The following is a 15,823-nucleotide window of genomic DNA, read 5'->3' as shown; positions in this document are numbered from 1 at the left end:
GACGTCGTTCAGGCGTCCCTCTGGCAGACGCCAGACCATCGTCGGGACCAGCGGCGTTGGTCGAGGGATTTGCGCTCATCGACGTGCTGGTCGGACTGGCCCTGATCGGCGTGATCACATCGCTGATGATGGTCTTCCTCGGCCAGGCCCGGACGATGGTGCGCATCGAGAAGGCAACCGAATTCCAGATGGAGGTCGATGCCGCATCGCGGTTTCTGGAAACCGCGATCAGCCATGCCGAGCCGTTGCCATTGTCGAAATCGTCGCCGGACCAGGTGCTTTATCTCGACGGCGACAGTGCCCGGATCGAATTCAACGCCGTTCAGGCAATCGGCTTCAAATCCTCCGCGCTGCGCGAAATTGCCGTTTCGCTTGGCGGAAGTGCACTGGCCATTGTCCAGAAGACGCGGCGGGGCAGCGGAGCCGGCACGTCGACGCAGAGCGAACCGGTGCGGCTGCTCGGCGGCGTAAGCGCTATAAGATTCGAATATCTCGACGGTTCGGCAGCGTCATCGTGGGTGCCGAGCTGGAATGCGCCGCGCCGCCTGCCCGCCGCCGTGCGCTTCACCGTTTCGGTCCTGCGCGATGGTGCTGCCTATTCGGCAAAAGGTTTTGCCCGCCTCGACCTGGCCAATGCCCAGCAGCTGCCGGGCACAAACGAAACGCAGCGCACGACCGAAACACAGCGCCCATAGAGCAGAAAAATCAGTTGCTGACGTCCTGGTCTTCGCCGGTTCCGTCCGGCTTGCCGTCTTTGCCAAGGCTGCGGATGATCACGCCGCTCGCATCGGCCTTCACCTCGTAGGAATAGGGCCTCCCCCATGGATCCTTCAGGCCGGTCGTTCCCTTGAGATAGGGTCCGTTCCAGCGCGCTTCGCCGGTGGGCGCCGTGACCAGGGCCGAGAGCCCCTCGTCCGCGGTCGGATATTTCGCATTGTCGACATAGTAGAGTTCGAGCGCGCTTTCGATGTTACGGACTTGCGCCTTGGCCGCATTGGTCCTGGCCGAGCCGAGATAGCGCAGCACCTGAGGTGCTGCGAGCGTGGCGATCAAGGCGATGATGGCGAGCACGACCAGAAGCTCGACCAGGGTGAAGCCGCTGTCGCGATCGTCGCGCTCGCTGACAGATTTTCTGGCGCGGCGGGGTTTTTCAGAGGTGAAGCGCAGAGTGATCATCAGAGCAGTCCCATGTCCAAACCTGCAAATTGCTCCAGCGCCCAGCTGCAGCCGAGGCCGATGGCGATGAACGGACCGAAGGCGACACGCGCCTTCGCCGCCGCCGGGCCTGTCGCAACCACCTGCCCCCCGACGAACAGCAGAGCGCTGGCGCTGGCGATGAACAACAACACCGGCAACAGCAGCGGGCTGATCCAGCATGCGGCGGCAGCCAGCATCTTGACGTCGCCGAGGCCGAGGCCAATCCGGCCGGTCATCAGGAAATGGCCGCGCCGGATCGCCCAGGCTGCCGCAAAAGTCGCGGCGGCGAACAGGATGTGCACCGGCAGGCCATCGGTCGCCATCTGATAGGCAAGGCCGATGCCGGCCAGCGCCAGGTTGAGCGCATCCGGGATGATCTGCCGGCGGAAATCGGCGATGGAAATGGCGCAGAGGATGGCCACCAGGGCGATCGTGGCAGCCAGCACGAGGGATGGGTGCGCAGCATCAGTCAATACGCCAGCCTCTTCAGGTCCTGTTGCAGCTTGGTGCCGCCGCGTCGCTTCTGGATCGGCGTCTGCAGGCTGATCTTGCCGCGGAATTCATCCGTCACTTCGCGGGCTTCGTTGATGTCGCGCACGACATGCGGCCTGATGAAGATGATCAGTTCGGTGCGCCCGATACTGTCCGTCTTTTGCTTGAACGCATTGCCGATGATCGGGATATCGCCGAGGATAGGCACTTGCGTGCGATCGACATTGTTGCGCGACTGGATGAGGCCGCCCAGCGCCAAGCTCTCGCCGTCATTGACCAGAACGCGGGTCTGGATCTTGCGCTGCTGGATGGTCGGCGAATCGATGCCGGAGCTGGTCGTCTTGGTGACATTGCTGACCTCCTGCTCGATGTCGAGCATGACCCGGCCGGCATTGTTGATGCGTGGCGTCACCGTCAGGATGACGCCGGTATCCTTCATCTCGACCGAGACCACCGGCGAACTGCCGAGCGTCTGGTCGACCACCTGCCGTGTCGCGATCGGCACCTGGTCGCCGACCTGCAACACCGCTTTCTGGTTGTTCAGTGCCATGATGGTCGGTGCCGAGATAACATTGACGTCGGTGATGCTGGACAGTGCGTTCAGCGTCACCTGGATGTTGTCGGTGGCGTAGCTCCAGTTGAAGCCAGGCAGCGCTGCCGCGGCGACCCCCTTCGCCACGTCGGACACCGAGATCTTCATGCCGCCATTCTCGAAGAACCAGCGCAGGCCGTATTTCAAATCGTCGTTGAGCGTGACTTCGGCGATGACGGCTTCCAGCATGACTTGCGTCGGCAGCACGTCGACCTTGGCCAGGATCTGCTCGATGCGCTCGTAGTCGCGCGCCGTGGTCTGGATCAACAGCGCATTGTTTTCGATATCGGCGACGACCGTGGCGTGGGCGGGCGGCTGTCCATCCGGCATCGGCAGCGAAGGCGACGGCCCGGTCAATGGCACCGGGGTGACGCCATCCGATTGCATGGCGATCGGCGTCTGGTCGGGCGACACATTCGAACCGCCTGAGTCGCCCTCGGTCTTGACCGAGGTGCCGAGGACGGAACTCAACACCGCGGCCAGTTCCTTGGCCGGGCGGTTCTGGATCTGGTAGACGAAAAGCTGGTCCTCGTTGGTCTCGGCCAGTCTGTCGAGCTTGTTGATCCAGGTCGCGGCACGGGCGAGATAGGCCGGGCGCGATGTGATCACCAGAACCGAATTCAGCCTGTCATTGGGGATGAACTGGATGAGTTTCGCGCCCGGCCCTTCCTTGGTGCCGAAGATCGAATCGAGTTCGGCGGCGACCGCCTCCGGCTTGGAGGTTTTCAGCGGATGCAGCGCCACCGACATGCCGCGCATCCAGTCGACGTCGAACACCGAGACCGCTTCTCTGATAGCATTGAGGTCACTGTCATTACCGGCGACGGTGATCAGGTTGCGGGTGGAATCGACCCGCAAGACCGAGCCCTGTCGGGTGATCGGTTCGAGAATGGTCTTCATCTCGTCGGCGGCGATGAACTGCAGCTGCAGCACCTGCACCTTGACGCCGGGACCGGACGGCGAAACCGAGGGCACGCTGACCGGCGGGGTGCTGGACATGATCTCGGCAAGCGGCACGACCTGGTAGGTGCCGGCGCGGTTGGTGATGCCGGCGCCGTTCACCGCGAGCGCCGACTGCAGGATGTCGACCAGCGCATCCTTCGACACCGGCTGCGAGGTCTGCAGCGTCACCGTGCCTTGTACGCGCGGGTCGACGATGTAGTTGAGGTGAAGCGCATCGCCGAGCACGGCCTTGGCCGCCTCGGTGATCGGCGCATTGATCAAATTGAGCTCGAACTGGCCCGAACCATCTGTCGTCACCTTGGTGACGGGGGCGCCGGAGGAGACGAACTGGCCCGAGCCCTGATACTGGGTGCCGTTGAAGCGCTGCGCCTGGCCGGCGGCCGACGTAACCGCGCTGGGTCCGGTGTAGCCCGCCCGCAAGGGCGAGTTCTTGGCGTGCAGGCTGTCGATGGTTTCGGTGAAGAAGTCCTTGCCCGGCGCGGAGGTGCAGCCGGCAATCGCCAGCAACGTGCACAACACGACGCGATGACCAGACCCGATTGCCATACACCTGATTCCCCTGACACCAAGTCTAGGGCTTCTTGCAAGCCGATGTCGGGAATGATGGGGGTCGTTGGAGTCTATCCACAGGGTAGGCGGCGGAGGGCGGACAATGAGTTGCCGGCAAGCGAAGAGCGCCTGCGATTTGGACAGCATGTACAGTGCACAAGACGGCAGCCGTGCGAACATGGCAAAACGTGCACTGTCAGCGTAATTCTTGCCTAGGACGAGTGGGATACTCAGCTGGCCACAATGTGACCAGTTGGATGCTTTTGGTCATTGCCTGATGAATACGCCCGTGTAGGTCTGGCCGGCAAGCGCAACGGTTCCGGCCAAGGTTCCGTCGGGCAGCATCATAAAACTGACGTCCGCACCGTTCGGGAGGCGCCCAAGCTTCAACGTAGTCCCTACAATTTTTCCTGCTCCGGCGGCCTCTCCCGGATTGTTGTCGCCCAGCATTCCCCACGCAAAGGTGACCGTCACATTGCCTTTCGGAGAAATCGTCTGCACAGCGACTTTGGCTTCATCCGTCCCCCCCAATCGTCCAACCCACATGCCCGAAAATGCGGCGTACTGTGTTGGAACGCCCTTCGCAGGGGAAGTGATCGTCACGGATTGATCCATGATTGCGGAGCCAGGAGGAACGGCGGCGGGATCCAAGGCAGGTTGAGGACGAACAGCAACAGAATCTGACGCAGGTTCGAGAGCGGCTGATTGCGGCGCTTCGGGAGCCGATTGGCACGCAGCCAGGGCAAGTGCCGCGAAGCCCAGCATCATGTTCCGCATCAAATTCTCCACCTCGTCCGCAAGCTGTCGGTGGGCAGCAGGCCCGCCGAATTCCACATCATTCTACACCATCGCCCAATGCATTGCGTATAGCACTTTGCATCCGCGCACTGAGCTTGTCGGCAGCGCAAGCACCGGCTCAAATCACGGCTTCTTCCAGGAACGGCTCGTTGCGCTCTATGCGCTCGTAACAGAACGGCGACAGATCGAGCGTCTGGAAAGCCCCGTGGACGATGAGTTCTGAAACGGCCCGACCCACGGCTGGCGACTGTTGCAGCCCGTGCCCCGAGAAGCCGTTGGCGAACATGAAGTTCTTTATCTCGGGGTGGAAGCCGACGATGCCGTTGTGGTCGAGCATGTTGTACTCGTAGTGGCCGGTCCAGCTCGTCTGGACCTTGAGCGCATCGAAGGACGGAATGCGGTGCCAGAGCGCTGGCCAGATGTAGTCGTCGAACTCTTCATGGTGCATTTCAAAGTCGTCATAGTCGGCCGGCCCGTCGCCTTGCGGCGTGTTGCCCGTGAGAAAAAGTTCGCCTTCGGGACGCACGAATGTTCCGGAAAGGTCGATAACATTGGGCATCCGACCGGGGATCGGGTTGGCGCTGGCGAAGACGAAGCTGTAGCGCTTGTAGGGCGCGACCGGGATCGACAGGCCGGCCATGGCGGCGACCTGCTGCGCGCGCGGGCCCGCGGCGTTGACCAATGTTCCGCAGGCAACCGTCTGGCCGGTCGTGAGGCGCACCGAGACGACCCGCCCCTTGGCGACATCCAGCCCTGTCACGGCATTGTCGATATACTCGACGCCGCTGGCGCGGGCGGCCCGGCGGAAACCGTTCATCAGCCCCACGGAATCGAACCAGCCCTCTTCCCGAGCCCCCCAGGAACCGCCGCCGAGATCTTCCACATTGAGCCAGGGGAAGCGATCCTTCAGCGGGCCCGGCTCAAGGAACACCGTGTGAGCCCCAAAACTGCGCTGCAGGTCGACGCGCTCGCGCGCCGCCTCGACGCCATCAGGTGAACAGCAGTAGAGATATCCATGCTCCTTGAAGCCGAGGTCGGGCGCCGGTTCGTCCTTGTAGAAAGGTGCCATACGCTCCTGGAATCCGCGGATGATCTCGATCCCGAACTGGCTGATCTTCACATTGATCGGATTGGAGTATTGCTGCCGGATCGCGCTGGTGGAGAGCGCGGTCGACGAAAACTCGTAGCTCGAGTCGCGTTCGACCACGAGGATCGAGGCGCCGCTGCCCAGCGCCTGGCTCAGCCAGTAGGCGGTCGACGAACCGACGACGGCGCCGCCGACGATGACGATGTCGTAGGCGGTGCGCGATGGCGCTTTATACGGGGGGGATCGGCATGGCTGTATCTCCGGTCTACTGATTGAACGAAGCGACCAAGGCATCCGAGCCCCGCGCCAGCAGGCCGAGGTCGGAACCAACGGCAATCATGGTGAAGCCGTCGGCGAGGTAGCGGTCGGCATCGGTCTTTGCGGGAGCCAGGATCCCGCTGGCCTTGCCTGCCGCTGTTGCTGCCTTGCGCACCGAGGCGATCGCTTCTTGAACGTGTGCAGCCCCGGGATTGCCTATCGCGCCCATATTCGTGGAAAGGTCGCCGGGCCCGACGAACAGCACGTCGACGCCGTCTACCGCCGCGATCTCGGCGGCATTGGCGACGCCTAGTTCATCCTCGATCTGCACGGCGAGAAGCTGCTGCTCACGCGCCTTGGCGTGGTAACCGGCGATGCGGCCGAAGCCGTTGGCACGGTGACCGACCGAGAAGCCGCGAAATCCGCCAGGCGCATAGGTCATGGCCGCCACAATGGCGCGGGCCTGATCGGCCGTCCGCACATTGGGGATCATCAGGCTGCGCGCACCGATATCCAGGGCCTGCTTGATCAGATTGGGATCGTCGGAAGGTAGCCTGACGACGGCCTCGCTGTCGAAGCCGCCCATGACCTGCAACTGGGCCATGATGCTGCGCAGATGGTTGGGGCTATGCTCGCCATCGATCAGCACCCAGCCGGCTCCGGAGCCCGCGACGATCTCTGTGGTGAGGGACGACGCCAGCGAGCACCAGATGCCTATATGGGCCCGGCCGGCCGACACGGCAGCCTTCAGCGTGTTGAGGCGCTCTTGCATTTTGCGGTCAGTCTCCGATGAGCGAAAGGACGTTGAAATTTGTATGATGTCCTATATCATACGGCAGCAATTTGCTACAAGATGCAATGCGCACCAACCTTCGTACAGGGGTTTGAGAATGAAGATCGGGTTCATCGGGCTTGGTGTGATGGGAGCACCGATGGCGCACCATCTCGTTGACGCGGGACATGAGATCTTCACGGTCCTGAACCGCTCCCCTCTGCCGAAGGACCTCAAGGCATCGGTCGTCGCCTCTCCTGGCGATGTGGCGCGGATGTCCGAGATCATCGTCACCATGCTGCCCGACACGCCAGACGTGGAGCGCGTCCTGCTTGGAGCGAACGGCGTCCTGGAGGGGCTGTCGGCCGGCAAGCTGGTCATCGACATGAGCTCGATCAGCCCTATCGCCACCGCGGAGTTCGCAGCGAAACTGCGGCAAGCGGGAGCCGGCTACCTCGACGCCCCGGTCTCGGGCGGTGAGGTCGGCGCCAAGGCGGCGAGCCTCACCATCATGGTCGGCGGGCCGGCTGCCGAGTTCGAGCGCGCGCTGCCGATCTTTCGGACGCTGGGCAAGAACATCACCTTGATCGGCGAGCACAATGGCGCCGGCCAGACCTGCAAGATCGCAAATCAGATCATCGTCGCGCTCAACATAGAGGCCGTGGCGGAAGCGCTCGTCTTTGCCAGCAAGGCCGGCTGCGACCCGGCAAAGGTGCGCGCCGCGCTGATGGGCGGCTTTGCCTCGTCCCGCGTGCTGGAGGTGCATGGCGAGCGCATGATCGCCCGTGCGTTCGCCCCGGGCTTTCGGATGCGGCTTCACCAGAAGGATCTCAACCTCGCGCTCGAAAGCGCCCGCGCGCTTGGCGTCTCGCTGCCGAACACCGCGATGGCGCAGCAACTGATGAACGCCTGCTCGGCCCGACCGGGCGGCGCAGAGGCCGACCACTCGTCCCTCGTCCGGGCGCTGGAGGTCCTCAGCGCCCATGAACTGTCAAAAGAAAAGGAGTGAACAGATGCGCGGAACCGGCAAGGCCGACATCTTCGTGATGCTGGCCCATCCCGTGGCACACGCCAAGAGCCCCGGAATATTCAACGAGATCTTCGAGCAAAAGGGGCTCGACAGCCTCATGGTGCCGTTGAGCTGCCGCCCGGAGGATTTCGAGACCTTCTGGGCCGGCATCACGGCAGCCGAGAACATAAGGGGTGTCATCATCTCGGTGCCCTACAAGGTCGCGGTCTATCACAAATGCTCTGCCGCTCACGACCGCGCCGCGCGGGTGCAGAGCGCCAATTCCGTGCGCCGGCTGCCCGATGGCAGCTGGTACGCCGACAATTTCGACGGCGTCGGCTTTATCGATGGCCTCAAGGCAGGCGGGCATAAGATTGCCGGCCGCCGCATCCTCCAGGTGGGAGCCGGCGGCGCCGGCGCGTCCCTGGCCTATTGTCTCGCCGAAGCCGGCGCCGAGGAGATCCGCCTGGCCGACATCGATACCGGTCGCGCCGAAAAACTGGCGGCGCTTGTTGAGCAGGTCTTCCCGAAATGCCGCATCCAGGTCGGCGAGGCCGAACCTTCGGGCATGCATATGGCCATAAACGCCACGCCGGTCGGCATGCATGCCGGCGACCCGCTGCCGCTGGACGTGAGCCGGCTGACCCTGGACATGACGGTCGTGGACATCATCATGGAGCCCGCCGAGACCGCCCTGCTAAAGGCGGCGAAAGAGATTGGCTGCCGCGTTCAGCCGGGGCGCCCGATGATGGATTTCCAGGTCCGGGCGATGTCCGAATTCTTCGACATCGAAGGCAAGGACCGGGGCAATGGCTGAGACGTCAACGGCCGTCGTCATCGGCGGCACTTCCGGTATCGGACGCGCGATAGCGCTGCGCTTCGCCGAGGACGGCTACCATGTGGTCGTCGCCGGCAGGGATGCGGCGCGGGGCAATGAGGCTGTTGGCGCCTGCGCGGCGGCGGGCGCGCCGCGCGCGCTGTTTGTCCAGACCGATGTCGCCGATCCCGGCTCGGTCGAAGCGCTGGCACAGGCCGTCAGCGCGGCGTTCGGCACGCCTCAAATCGTCGTCAATTGCGCCGGTATCCTGCAGAGCGGCAAGCACGTCCTCGACCAGGATCTGGACGAGGACGAGAGGATGTGGAGGGTGAATTATCGCGGCACCCTGCTGGGTTGCCAGGTCTTCGGCCGGCTGATGTCGGCTGCCGGGCGAGGCGCCATCCTGAATGTCGGCTCGCTTGCCTCTTTCGCGCCGCTGTCCCTGCCTGCCTACACGCCCGGAAAGCATGCCGTTCTGGCCTTGACCCAGATCCTGGCCGCCGAGCTCGGTCCGCACGGGGTGCGGGTGAATGCGGTGGCGCCCGGCTACACGCTTTCCGACGGGCTGAAAGCCAGGATCGCCAAGGGAGAGCGCAACCCCGAAGCCATCCAGGCGACCACCGCGCTGCGCCGCTTCGTCGAGCCGCGCGACGTTGCCGAGGCGGCACTCTTCCTCTGCTCCGACCGAGCCGCGTCGATAACCGGTGTGACCCTGCCCGTCGATGCCGGCTGGCTCGTTCAGGCGCCCTACGCGCAATATTTGCAGGGAAACCCCATCCGCCAGACGCCGGCAATCTGACCCCATCCGGCGGAGGCCGGAAATCTGACCCCATCCGGCGGCGGCCGGGAATCTGACCCATCCGGCGGAGGCCGGGAATCTGACCCATCCGGCGGAGGCCGGGAATCTGACCCATCCGGCGGAGGCCGGAAATCTGACAAGGACAACCCAGTGAGTGACATCAAGCGCTTCGACTTCGACACCCGCATCCATCACGGCGTCATCCACAATGGCACCCTCTACCTCACCGGCCAGGTCGCAAAGCCGGGTCAGTCCGCGGCCGACCAGATGCGCGAGGTGCTCGGCAAGGTCGACGCGCTGCTTGCCAAGGCCGGTACGGACAAGACCCGCATCCTTCACGTGCAGATGTGGCTGGACGACATCAGGGATTTCGACGAGGTCAACACGGTCTGGGACGCATGGATGCCGAAGGAGCACGCACCAGCGCGCTCTTCCGGCGAAGGACGGATGGCCAAGCCTGGAATGCTGGTTGAGCTGATCGTCACCGCGGCGGTTTGAATGGCCTTGCCGGTTCGGGCATCATCCTGCATCTGGCATCGGACTGGGAAACACTGATGACGAAGCGCAAGCCACTTTCCACCGTCGTGGCCGAGAGCCTGTCCGAAAAGATCCGCTCCGGGCAGTTGCTGCCCGGCGCGCAATTGCCGACCGAGGCGGCGCTTTGCGCCGAATACGACGTCAGCCGCACCGTGGTGCGGGAAGCGGTGGCACGGCTGCGCTCCGAAGGCATGGTGGTGCCACAGCAAGGACGCGGCATGTTCGTCAGCGAAACCCCGGCGCCGCGCAATTTCTCGATACCGGACGAGGCTCTCAGGACCTTGCCGGAAACCATCGCCCTGCTCGAACTGAGATTGAGCGTCGAGGTGGAGTCCGCCGGGCTGTGCGCGGAACGGCGTACCGACGCGGAGGCGGATGGTATCCGAGCCTTGATGGAACAGGTCGACGCCCAGCAAGCGGATCCCGCTGCCGTCCAGATCCACTACGACTATGATTTCCACCTGGCGATCGCCAAAGCAGCAGGCAACGAATTCATCCACGGCTTCCTGAGCTATCTCAGGCCGATGATCGTTCCACGCTTTCAACTGGGCTACGTGGTCACGCCGGCGCTCAAGGACAGCTACTACGCACGCATCCACAACGAACACAAAACCATCGTGGACGCCATCGAAAGGCAGGACGGTCGCGCTGCTCGCCAGGCCATGCGCAAGCATCTGCACAACAGCCTCGGGCGCGTGCGCGCTTTGGCCCGGGCGTCCGGCGTCGCGGCGACAGAGGCCGAGCAGAAGGCGGCTGCGGCCTCGCTCTTTACCGATATGAAGAGGCCTGCTCCGACAGGCGGGTAAGGCCGGCGACTTCGCTTCGTACGCACAGGCGCGTGGACCAGATCAGCCACGCATTGCGAAAGCCTTGTTTTTGGTCTGCCGGCCGGCGGCGCCCGTTTTCCCACGCGACGAAAGCGCCATTTTCCCGGCGTTTCCTTGGCTTTGCGGCTTCCGCGATCGTCGGGGCACCCAAGCAAGTTTCGCAGGCTGAACCGGCTTTCGAAAGTTTATCTTTCCTTTTTGCTGGTTTTCTTGGTTTCGCGGCATCGGCCCAGGCCGCAGACTGAAATCAGGCAATCAGGGAAGCCCACGTGACGACAGCCTTCATCACAGGTGCAACGAGCGGCATAGGGCGGGCCATGGCGATCGCACTGAGCGACGCCGGCTACGATGTCTATGCGGTCGGGCGCAGCCAGTCCGCGCTCAAGGAGCTGCAGGCCGAGCGGTCCGGCATCGTGCCCATTGCCGTCGATGTTACAGATCGCGAAGCACTGGAAGCGGTTCTGGCGGATCTCACCATCGACGTGCTGATCAACAATGCCGGGATCATGCCGCCGCTGGGCAACTTTGCCGATATGAAGATATCAGACATCGACACCACGCTGGAGGTAAACCTCAGCGCGGCAATCCTGCTCACCCGCCTCGTCGTTCCGCAGATGCGCGAGCGGCAGGCGGGGCACATCTTGTTCACCGGCTCCACCGCGGGCCACGCAGCATATTCCAACATTGCCGTCTATTCGGCCACCAAGGCGGCGATCTCAGGCTTCGCCGCCGCGCTGCGCGCCGACCTCTCCCCATCAGGCATACGCGTCACCGAGATCGTCGCCGGCCGTGTCGAGACGCAGCTCTACCAGGACATCCTCGACACCAAGGCGCGCGCGGCCATGTACGCCAGCAAAGTGGTGCAGCCGGATGACGTGGCCAGAATGGTGGTCGCGGTACTCGGCCTGCCCGCATGGGCCGACGTTACCCGTTTCGACATCATGCCGACCTGGCCAACCTCGCCAAGCGGCACCAAGTAAGGAAAACTGGAATGAAGGATCTTTCCGTTCTGATCGTAGGCGGCGGCGCCGGCCTCGGCGCGCTTTTGGCCAGGATGGCTGTAGAGGCCGGGGCTGCAAAGATCGGCATCATCGACATCAACCAGGACGCCGCCGAAGCCGCTCTCGCACCAGCAAAGGCCAACGGCCTGCCGACCGCGACCGCCCTTTGCGACATCCAGGTCGGCCCTCAGTGCCACGCCGCCTTCGACGCCATCGTTTCGAAAATCGGGCGTATCGACACACTGATCAATTGCGCCGCGATCTACCCTCGCCGCCCGCTCCTGGAGATCAGCGACGCCGATTGGGATGCCTCCAATGGCATCAACATCAAGGGCACCTATCACATGATGGTGGCGGCCGTTCGCCACATGCAATCGCAGGAGCCGAAGAGCCATGTGCGTGGCCGGATCGTCAACCTGACCTCCGTCGATGCGTTCAAGGCGCATCCGCAGAACGCCCACTATGCGGCGACCAAGGCCGCCGTGGTCAGCCTGACGCGTTCCTTTGCCCATGACGTCGCAAAACACGGGATCCTGGTCAATTCGGTGGCCCCCGCGGGCATGGCCACGGAGCGGGCCAAAGCCCTCGGCTTCCTCGAGGAACTGGCCAAGGCAAGCCCGCTGGGTCGTGGTGCCGAGCCTACGGAGATTGCCGAGTGGGTGCTCATGACGGGCGGCCCCAAGAACACCTACATGACCGGAGAAAACGTAATTGTTTCAGGTGGTTATATATACGCCTGAGCTATCTTCGCAGCGCCTGCGGCGCTGAATTGTCCAACGGGAACGCAAGCGAAAGGAGGTGGAATACACGATGACCGGCAAGCTCCGCCTTCCCTCGCTGAATGCGCTTCGCGTCTTCCACGCTGTCGCGCAGCACAAGAGCTTTCGGCAGGCGGCAGATGAATTGCTGGTCACGCCGCAGGCCGTCGGACAGCAGATCAAGCTTCTGGAGGATACGCTTCAGGTGACGCTGTTCGAGCGCAAGGGCCGGTCGGTCGAATTGACCGAGTCGGCTATCCTTCTCTCGCACTATGTCAAAGCCGGGTTCGACGAGTTTTCCGAAGGTGTTCGCCGCGTCACCAAGTCGAACTACCGGGACCGCATCAACCTGAATGCGAGCCCCTATTTCGCGACCCATTATCTGCTGCCTCGTCTGTCCCTGTTCCGGGAGATATTGCCGGGTGCGGATCTGCGCCTGACGACGATGGTCGACCTGCCCGATTTCGGACGCGACGATATCGATATGACCGTCCAGTGGGGCTACGGGAACTGGCCGGACTACGAGACCATCCTGCTGGTACCGGATCCGAAGGTCATTTGTTGCACTCCGGCCATCGGCGAAAGCATCAAGTCGGCGCAGGACCTGACGCTGTTCACGTTGCTGGACACCGTCAAGTCGAAGCGCCTTTGGCCAGACATTTTACGCCACCTTGCCATCGAGCAGACGGACGGCAACCGAAGCATCAGCTTCGACGATGCTGCCACCATGCGCCGTGCAACCCTGCAAGGCATCGGCGTCGGTCTCGTCTCCGTCATCGACGCCGAGGAAGATTTGAGGTCGGGCGCGCTGGTCGCGCCGGTTGGCCGCGACGCCCTTGCCGATATGCGGCCGGAAGAGGTCCCTGGATTCTACCTGATCGTCCCGCGCGGGCACCTGCGCGTGAAGGCGGTCGCTGCCCTTCATCGATGGCTCGCGCAGCAGGACTGGGGCAGCGATCTGAAGATTTCCTCCGTACCGAAACCGACCCCGCTTTCCGACTAGGAGCGGCTTTGAGACCGAGCTCCGAAAGAAAACTTTTGGACCTCCAACAACAAGAAACCAAACAACCTCAACAGTGGAGACGGAACATGAAAACGATGAAATGGGGGGCCGCAGCCATGGCCCTTGGACTTGTGCATTTTGCAGCGCCGGCAGAAGCCGCCGGCGGCAAGACGCTGGAAGCCGTCAAGGCGCGCGGCGTGCTCAATTGCACCGGCCATGACGGATCCTATCTCGGCTTCGCCGAAGTCGACGACAAGGGCAACTGGAAGGGCATGGACATCGACCTCTGCCGGGCGGTGGCCACGGCAGTGCTCGGCGACCCGGCAAAGCTGAAGGTCGTTCCGATCAGCTGGGCGCAGCGCTGGCCGTCCCTGCAGTCGGGCGATGTCGACATCATCATCAAGGCGTCGGGCGGCACGCTCAGCCGGGACACCGAGCTCGGTCTGCAATTCTCCATGTCCTATTACCTCGGAACCACCAAGGTGATGGCGCACAAGGAGCTCAATCTCAAGTCGCTCAAGGATGCCGCCGGCGGCACGATCTGCATTCCCGCCGGCACGTCGCAGGAACAGCAGGTCGCGGCCTATACGGCCAAGCTTGGCATCAAGCTCGAACCCGTGCTCATCGAAAAGACCGAGGAACTCGAGCAGGCCTATTTCTCGGGACGCTGCGATCTCTATGCGCAGTGGGGTCCGACGCTCGCCATTGCGCGCATCGCCAAGAGCAAGGTCGACGACCATGTCATCCTGCCCGACGTGCTCGCCGTCGAGCCTGAAGTCATGATCATGCGGCAAGGCGACGACAATTGGGTCGACATTGCCAACTGGACGCTGAGCACCCTGATCTTCGCAGAGCAGGAAGGCATCACCTCCAAGAACGTCGACGAGATCAAGGCCAAGCCGACGTCGCCGCAAGTCGCCAAGTTCCTCGGCGTCACGCCAGGCATGGGCAAGGGTCTCGGTCTCGATGACGACTGGGCCTACAAGGTGATCAAGAACGTCGGCAATTACGGCGAAATCTTCGAGCGCGACCTCGGCAAGGACTCGCCCTACAAGATGGACCGCGAGCTGACCAACCTTTGGAACAATGGCGGTGTCCTGTTCCCGCTGGTGATCGACTGATCCTTTCTTAACTCACCCGCTATAGGCCCCGCCCGTCACAGCCGGGCGGGGCCGGCGACAATTCGGCAAGGATCTTTGGATGGTCAGCCCGCTGAGAAATCAAAAGGTCCGCAACGCGCTGTTGCAGGTCCTCTATGTCGGCTCGATCGCCGCGATGGTGCTCGCCGGCGTCGTGATCGCCCGCCGCAACCTGGCTGACCAGGGGATCACCTCCGGATTCGACTTTCTGTTCAAGTCGACGGGTTGGGATGTGAATTTCTCGCTCCTGCCCGCCACGGCCAATGATCCCTATTGGTGGTACTTCCTCATCGGCATCATCAACACGCTGTTCCTGGGCAGCGTCGGGCTGATACTGGCAACGATCGTGGGAACAATCGTCGGTCTGGCGCGGACATCCTCGAACGATCTGGCCCGGCTGCTCGGCCGCACCTATGTCGACATCTTCCGAAACATCCCGCTGATCCTCCAGGTCTTCTTCTGGTACGCGATCATCACGCACCTGCCGACGCCGCGCAGCGCGCACGAAGCCTGGGGCTTCCTGCTGACCAGCCGCGGGCTCTACATCCCATTCCCGAACGTCGGCAGTGCCGCGTTTGCAGCAGCCACAGTGGCCGTCATCGCGGCCATCTTGCTGCCGGCCTGGCTGGGCCGAACGTCGCGCCTTGCCCAGCCGATCGGCCAGCGGCGCACCATCCAGTTTGCCGCCGCCGCAGCGGCACTGGTCTGCGCGGCCATCATTCTGGCCATCGGACGTCTGCCGGATACGCCGCTGCTGGACTTCCCTGCCCTGCAAGGCCTCAATCTGAGAGGCGGCCTGCGCATTCCGCCCGAGTTCGCCACGCTCGCGATCGCCATCGCTATCTATGGCGGCTCCTACATCGCGGAGATCGTACGCGGAGGCTTCAAGGCCGTCGGCACCGGCCAGGTCGAGGCAGCCCTTTCCCTGGGCCTCAGTCCCTGGCGGGTCTTCACGTTGGTGCGGCTGCCGCTGGCGCTGCGCGCCATGCTGCCGATCCTTGCCAACCAGTATGTCTGGCTGATGAAGGCGACCACGATGGGCATCGCCGTGGGCTTCACCGACTTCTTCATGATTGTGGCGCTGACGATCAACCATTCCGGGCAGACCCTCGAAGCGATCGGCATCCTGATGGCAGGCTTCCTCGCCATCAATCTCAGCCTTGCCGCCGTCTTCAACCGCATCAACAAGGCAATTGCCCTCAAGAGCAATCAACTGAGGAGCTGA

The 15,823-nt window shown here is 63.2% G+C and carries 17 protein-coding genes; 11 read left to right on the top strand and 6 right to left on the bottom strand.

The window, feature by feature from the left end; translation table 11 throughout:
* Window positions 1–20 precede the first annotated feature (20 nt).
* Complete coding sequence (locus HB777_04465) at window positions 21–695, top strand: general secretion pathway protein GspJ (GenBank protein ID QND68650.1); 675 nt, start codon at window positions 21–23, stop codon at window positions 693–695.
* A 10-nt stretch (window positions 696–705) separates the two neighbouring features.
* Here the strand turns inward: HB777_04465 and gspG are convergent, their stop codons facing one another.
* The 6 genes from gspG to HB777_04435 form a co-directional block, all read right to left on the bottom strand.
* Window positions 706–1,176, bottom strand: a complete 471-nt coding sequence (gene gspG, locus HB777_04460) for a type II secretion system major pseudopilin GspG (protein ID QND63249.1) — start codon at window positions 1,174–1,176, stop codon at window positions 706–708.
* Window positions 1,176–1,670: a prepilin peptidase gene (locus tag HB777_04455; protein ID QND63248.1), complete on the bottom strand. Its 495-nt coding sequence runs from the start codon at window positions 1,668–1,670 to the stop codon at window positions 1,176–1,178. The genes gspG and HB777_04455 overlap by 1 nt, the downstream gene beginning before the upstream one ends.
* A complete protein-coding gene (gene gspD / locus HB777_04450) occupies window positions 1,667–3,790 on the bottom strand; it encodes a type II secretion system secretin GspD (GenBank protein QND63247.1) in 2,124 nt (707 codons plus the stop codon). Before gspD ends, HB777_04455 begins: the two co-directional genes overlap by 4 nt.
* A gap of 270 nt (window positions 3,791–4,060) precedes the next feature.
* Window positions 4,061–4,324, bottom strand: coding sequence for a hypothetical protein (locus HB777_04445; protein ID QND68649.1), 264 nt, complete (start codon window positions 4,322–4,324; stop codon window positions 4,061–4,063).
* A 385-nt stretch (window positions 4,325–4,709) separates the two neighbouring features.
* The gene (locus HB777_04440; protein ID QND68648.1) at window positions 4,710–5,936 is read right to left on the bottom strand and encodes an FAD-binding oxidoreductase; all 1,227 of its coding nucleotides are present in this window, start codon (window positions 5,934–5,936) and stop codon (window positions 4,710–4,712) included.
* A gap of 7 nt (window positions 5,937–5,943) precedes the next feature.
* Window positions 5,944–6,708: an HpcH/HpaI aldolase/citrate lyase family protein gene (locus HB777_04435; protein ID QND63246.1), complete on the bottom strand. Its 765-nt coding sequence runs from the start codon at window positions 6,706–6,708 to the stop codon at window positions 5,944–5,946.
* A 118-nt stretch (window positions 6,709–6,826) separates the two neighbouring features.
* On the opposite strand from HB777_04435, the gene HB777_04430 reads away from it, so the two are divergent.
* The 10 genes from HB777_04430 to HB777_04385 all read left to right on the top strand — a co-directional run bounded on the left by HB777_04430 (window position 6,827) and on the right by HB777_04385 (window position 15,823).
* Entirely contained in the window at window positions 6,827–7,717 is an 891-nt protein-coding gene (locus HB777_04430) for a 2-hydroxy-3-oxopropionate reductase (GenBank protein QND63245.1), read from the top strand.
* Between the two features lie 4 nt (window positions 7,718–7,721).
* Window positions 7,722–8,534 (top strand): shikimate dehydrogenase, encoded by an 813-nt coding sequence (locus HB777_04425; GenBank protein ID QND63244.1) that lies wholly within the window; start codon window positions 7,722–7,724, stop codon window positions 8,532–8,534.
* Window positions 8,527–9,333 carry an SDR family oxidoreductase gene (locus tag HB777_04420; GenBank protein QND63243.1) on the top strand — a complete coding sequence of 269 codons (807 nt, stop codon included), beginning with the start codon at window positions 8,527–8,529 and terminating at the stop codon, window positions 9,331–9,333. Before HB777_04425 ends, HB777_04420 begins: the two co-directional genes overlap by 8 nt.
* A 150-nt stretch (window positions 9,334–9,483) precedes the next feature.
* The gene (locus HB777_04415) at window positions 9,484–9,831 is read left to right on the top strand and encodes a RidA family protein (protein ID QND63242.1); all 348 of its coding nucleotides are present in this window, start codon (window positions 9,484–9,486) and stop codon (window positions 9,829–9,831) included.
* Between the two features lie 56 nt (window positions 9,832–9,887).
* Window positions 9,888–10,676 carry a FadR family transcriptional regulator gene (locus HB777_04410; GenBank protein QND63241.1) on the top strand — a complete coding sequence of 263 codons (789 nt, stop codon included), beginning with the start codon at window positions 9,888–9,890 and terminating at the stop codon, window positions 10,674–10,676.
* A 290-nt stretch (window positions 10,677–10,966) separates the two neighbouring features.
* Window positions 10,967–11,677, top strand: a complete 711-nt coding sequence (locus HB777_04405; GenBank protein QND63240.1) for an SDR family oxidoreductase — start codon at window positions 10,967–10,969, stop codon at window positions 11,675–11,677.
* A gap of 11 nt (window positions 11,678–11,688) precedes the next feature.
* Window positions 11,689–12,438 carry an SDR family oxidoreductase gene (locus tag HB777_04400; GenBank protein QND63239.1) on the top strand — a complete coding sequence of 250 codons (750 nt, stop codon included), beginning with the start codon at window positions 11,689–11,691 and terminating at the stop codon, window positions 12,436–12,438.
* A gap of 70 nt (window positions 12,439–12,508) precedes the next feature.
* Window positions 12,509–13,459, top strand: a complete 951-nt coding sequence (locus tag HB777_04395; protein QND63238.1) for a LysR family transcriptional regulator — start codon at window positions 12,509–12,511, stop codon at window positions 13,457–13,459.
* A gap of 86 nt (window positions 13,460–13,545) precedes the next feature.
* The gene (locus HB777_04390; GenBank protein QND63237.1) at window positions 13,546–14,580 is read left to right on the top strand and encodes an amino acid ABC transporter substrate-binding protein; all 1,035 of its coding nucleotides are present in this window, start codon (window positions 13,546–13,548) and stop codon (window positions 14,578–14,580) included.
* Window positions 14,581–14,659: 79 nt separating this feature from the next.
* Window positions 14,660–15,823: an ABC transporter permease subunit gene (locus HB777_04385; GenBank protein QND63236.1), complete on the top strand. Its 1,164-nt coding sequence runs from the start codon at window positions 14,660–14,662 to the stop codon at window positions 15,821–15,823.

Origin of the sequence: Mesorhizobium loti (assembly GCA_014189435.1) — a bacterium.
Lineage (GTDB): Bacteria > Pseudomonadota > Alphaproteobacteria > Rhizobiales > Rhizobiaceae > Mesorhizobium > Mesorhizobium loti_G.
Note: the sequence above shows the minus strand (reverse complement) of the source record. Positions and strands in the feature narration are given on the sequence as shown.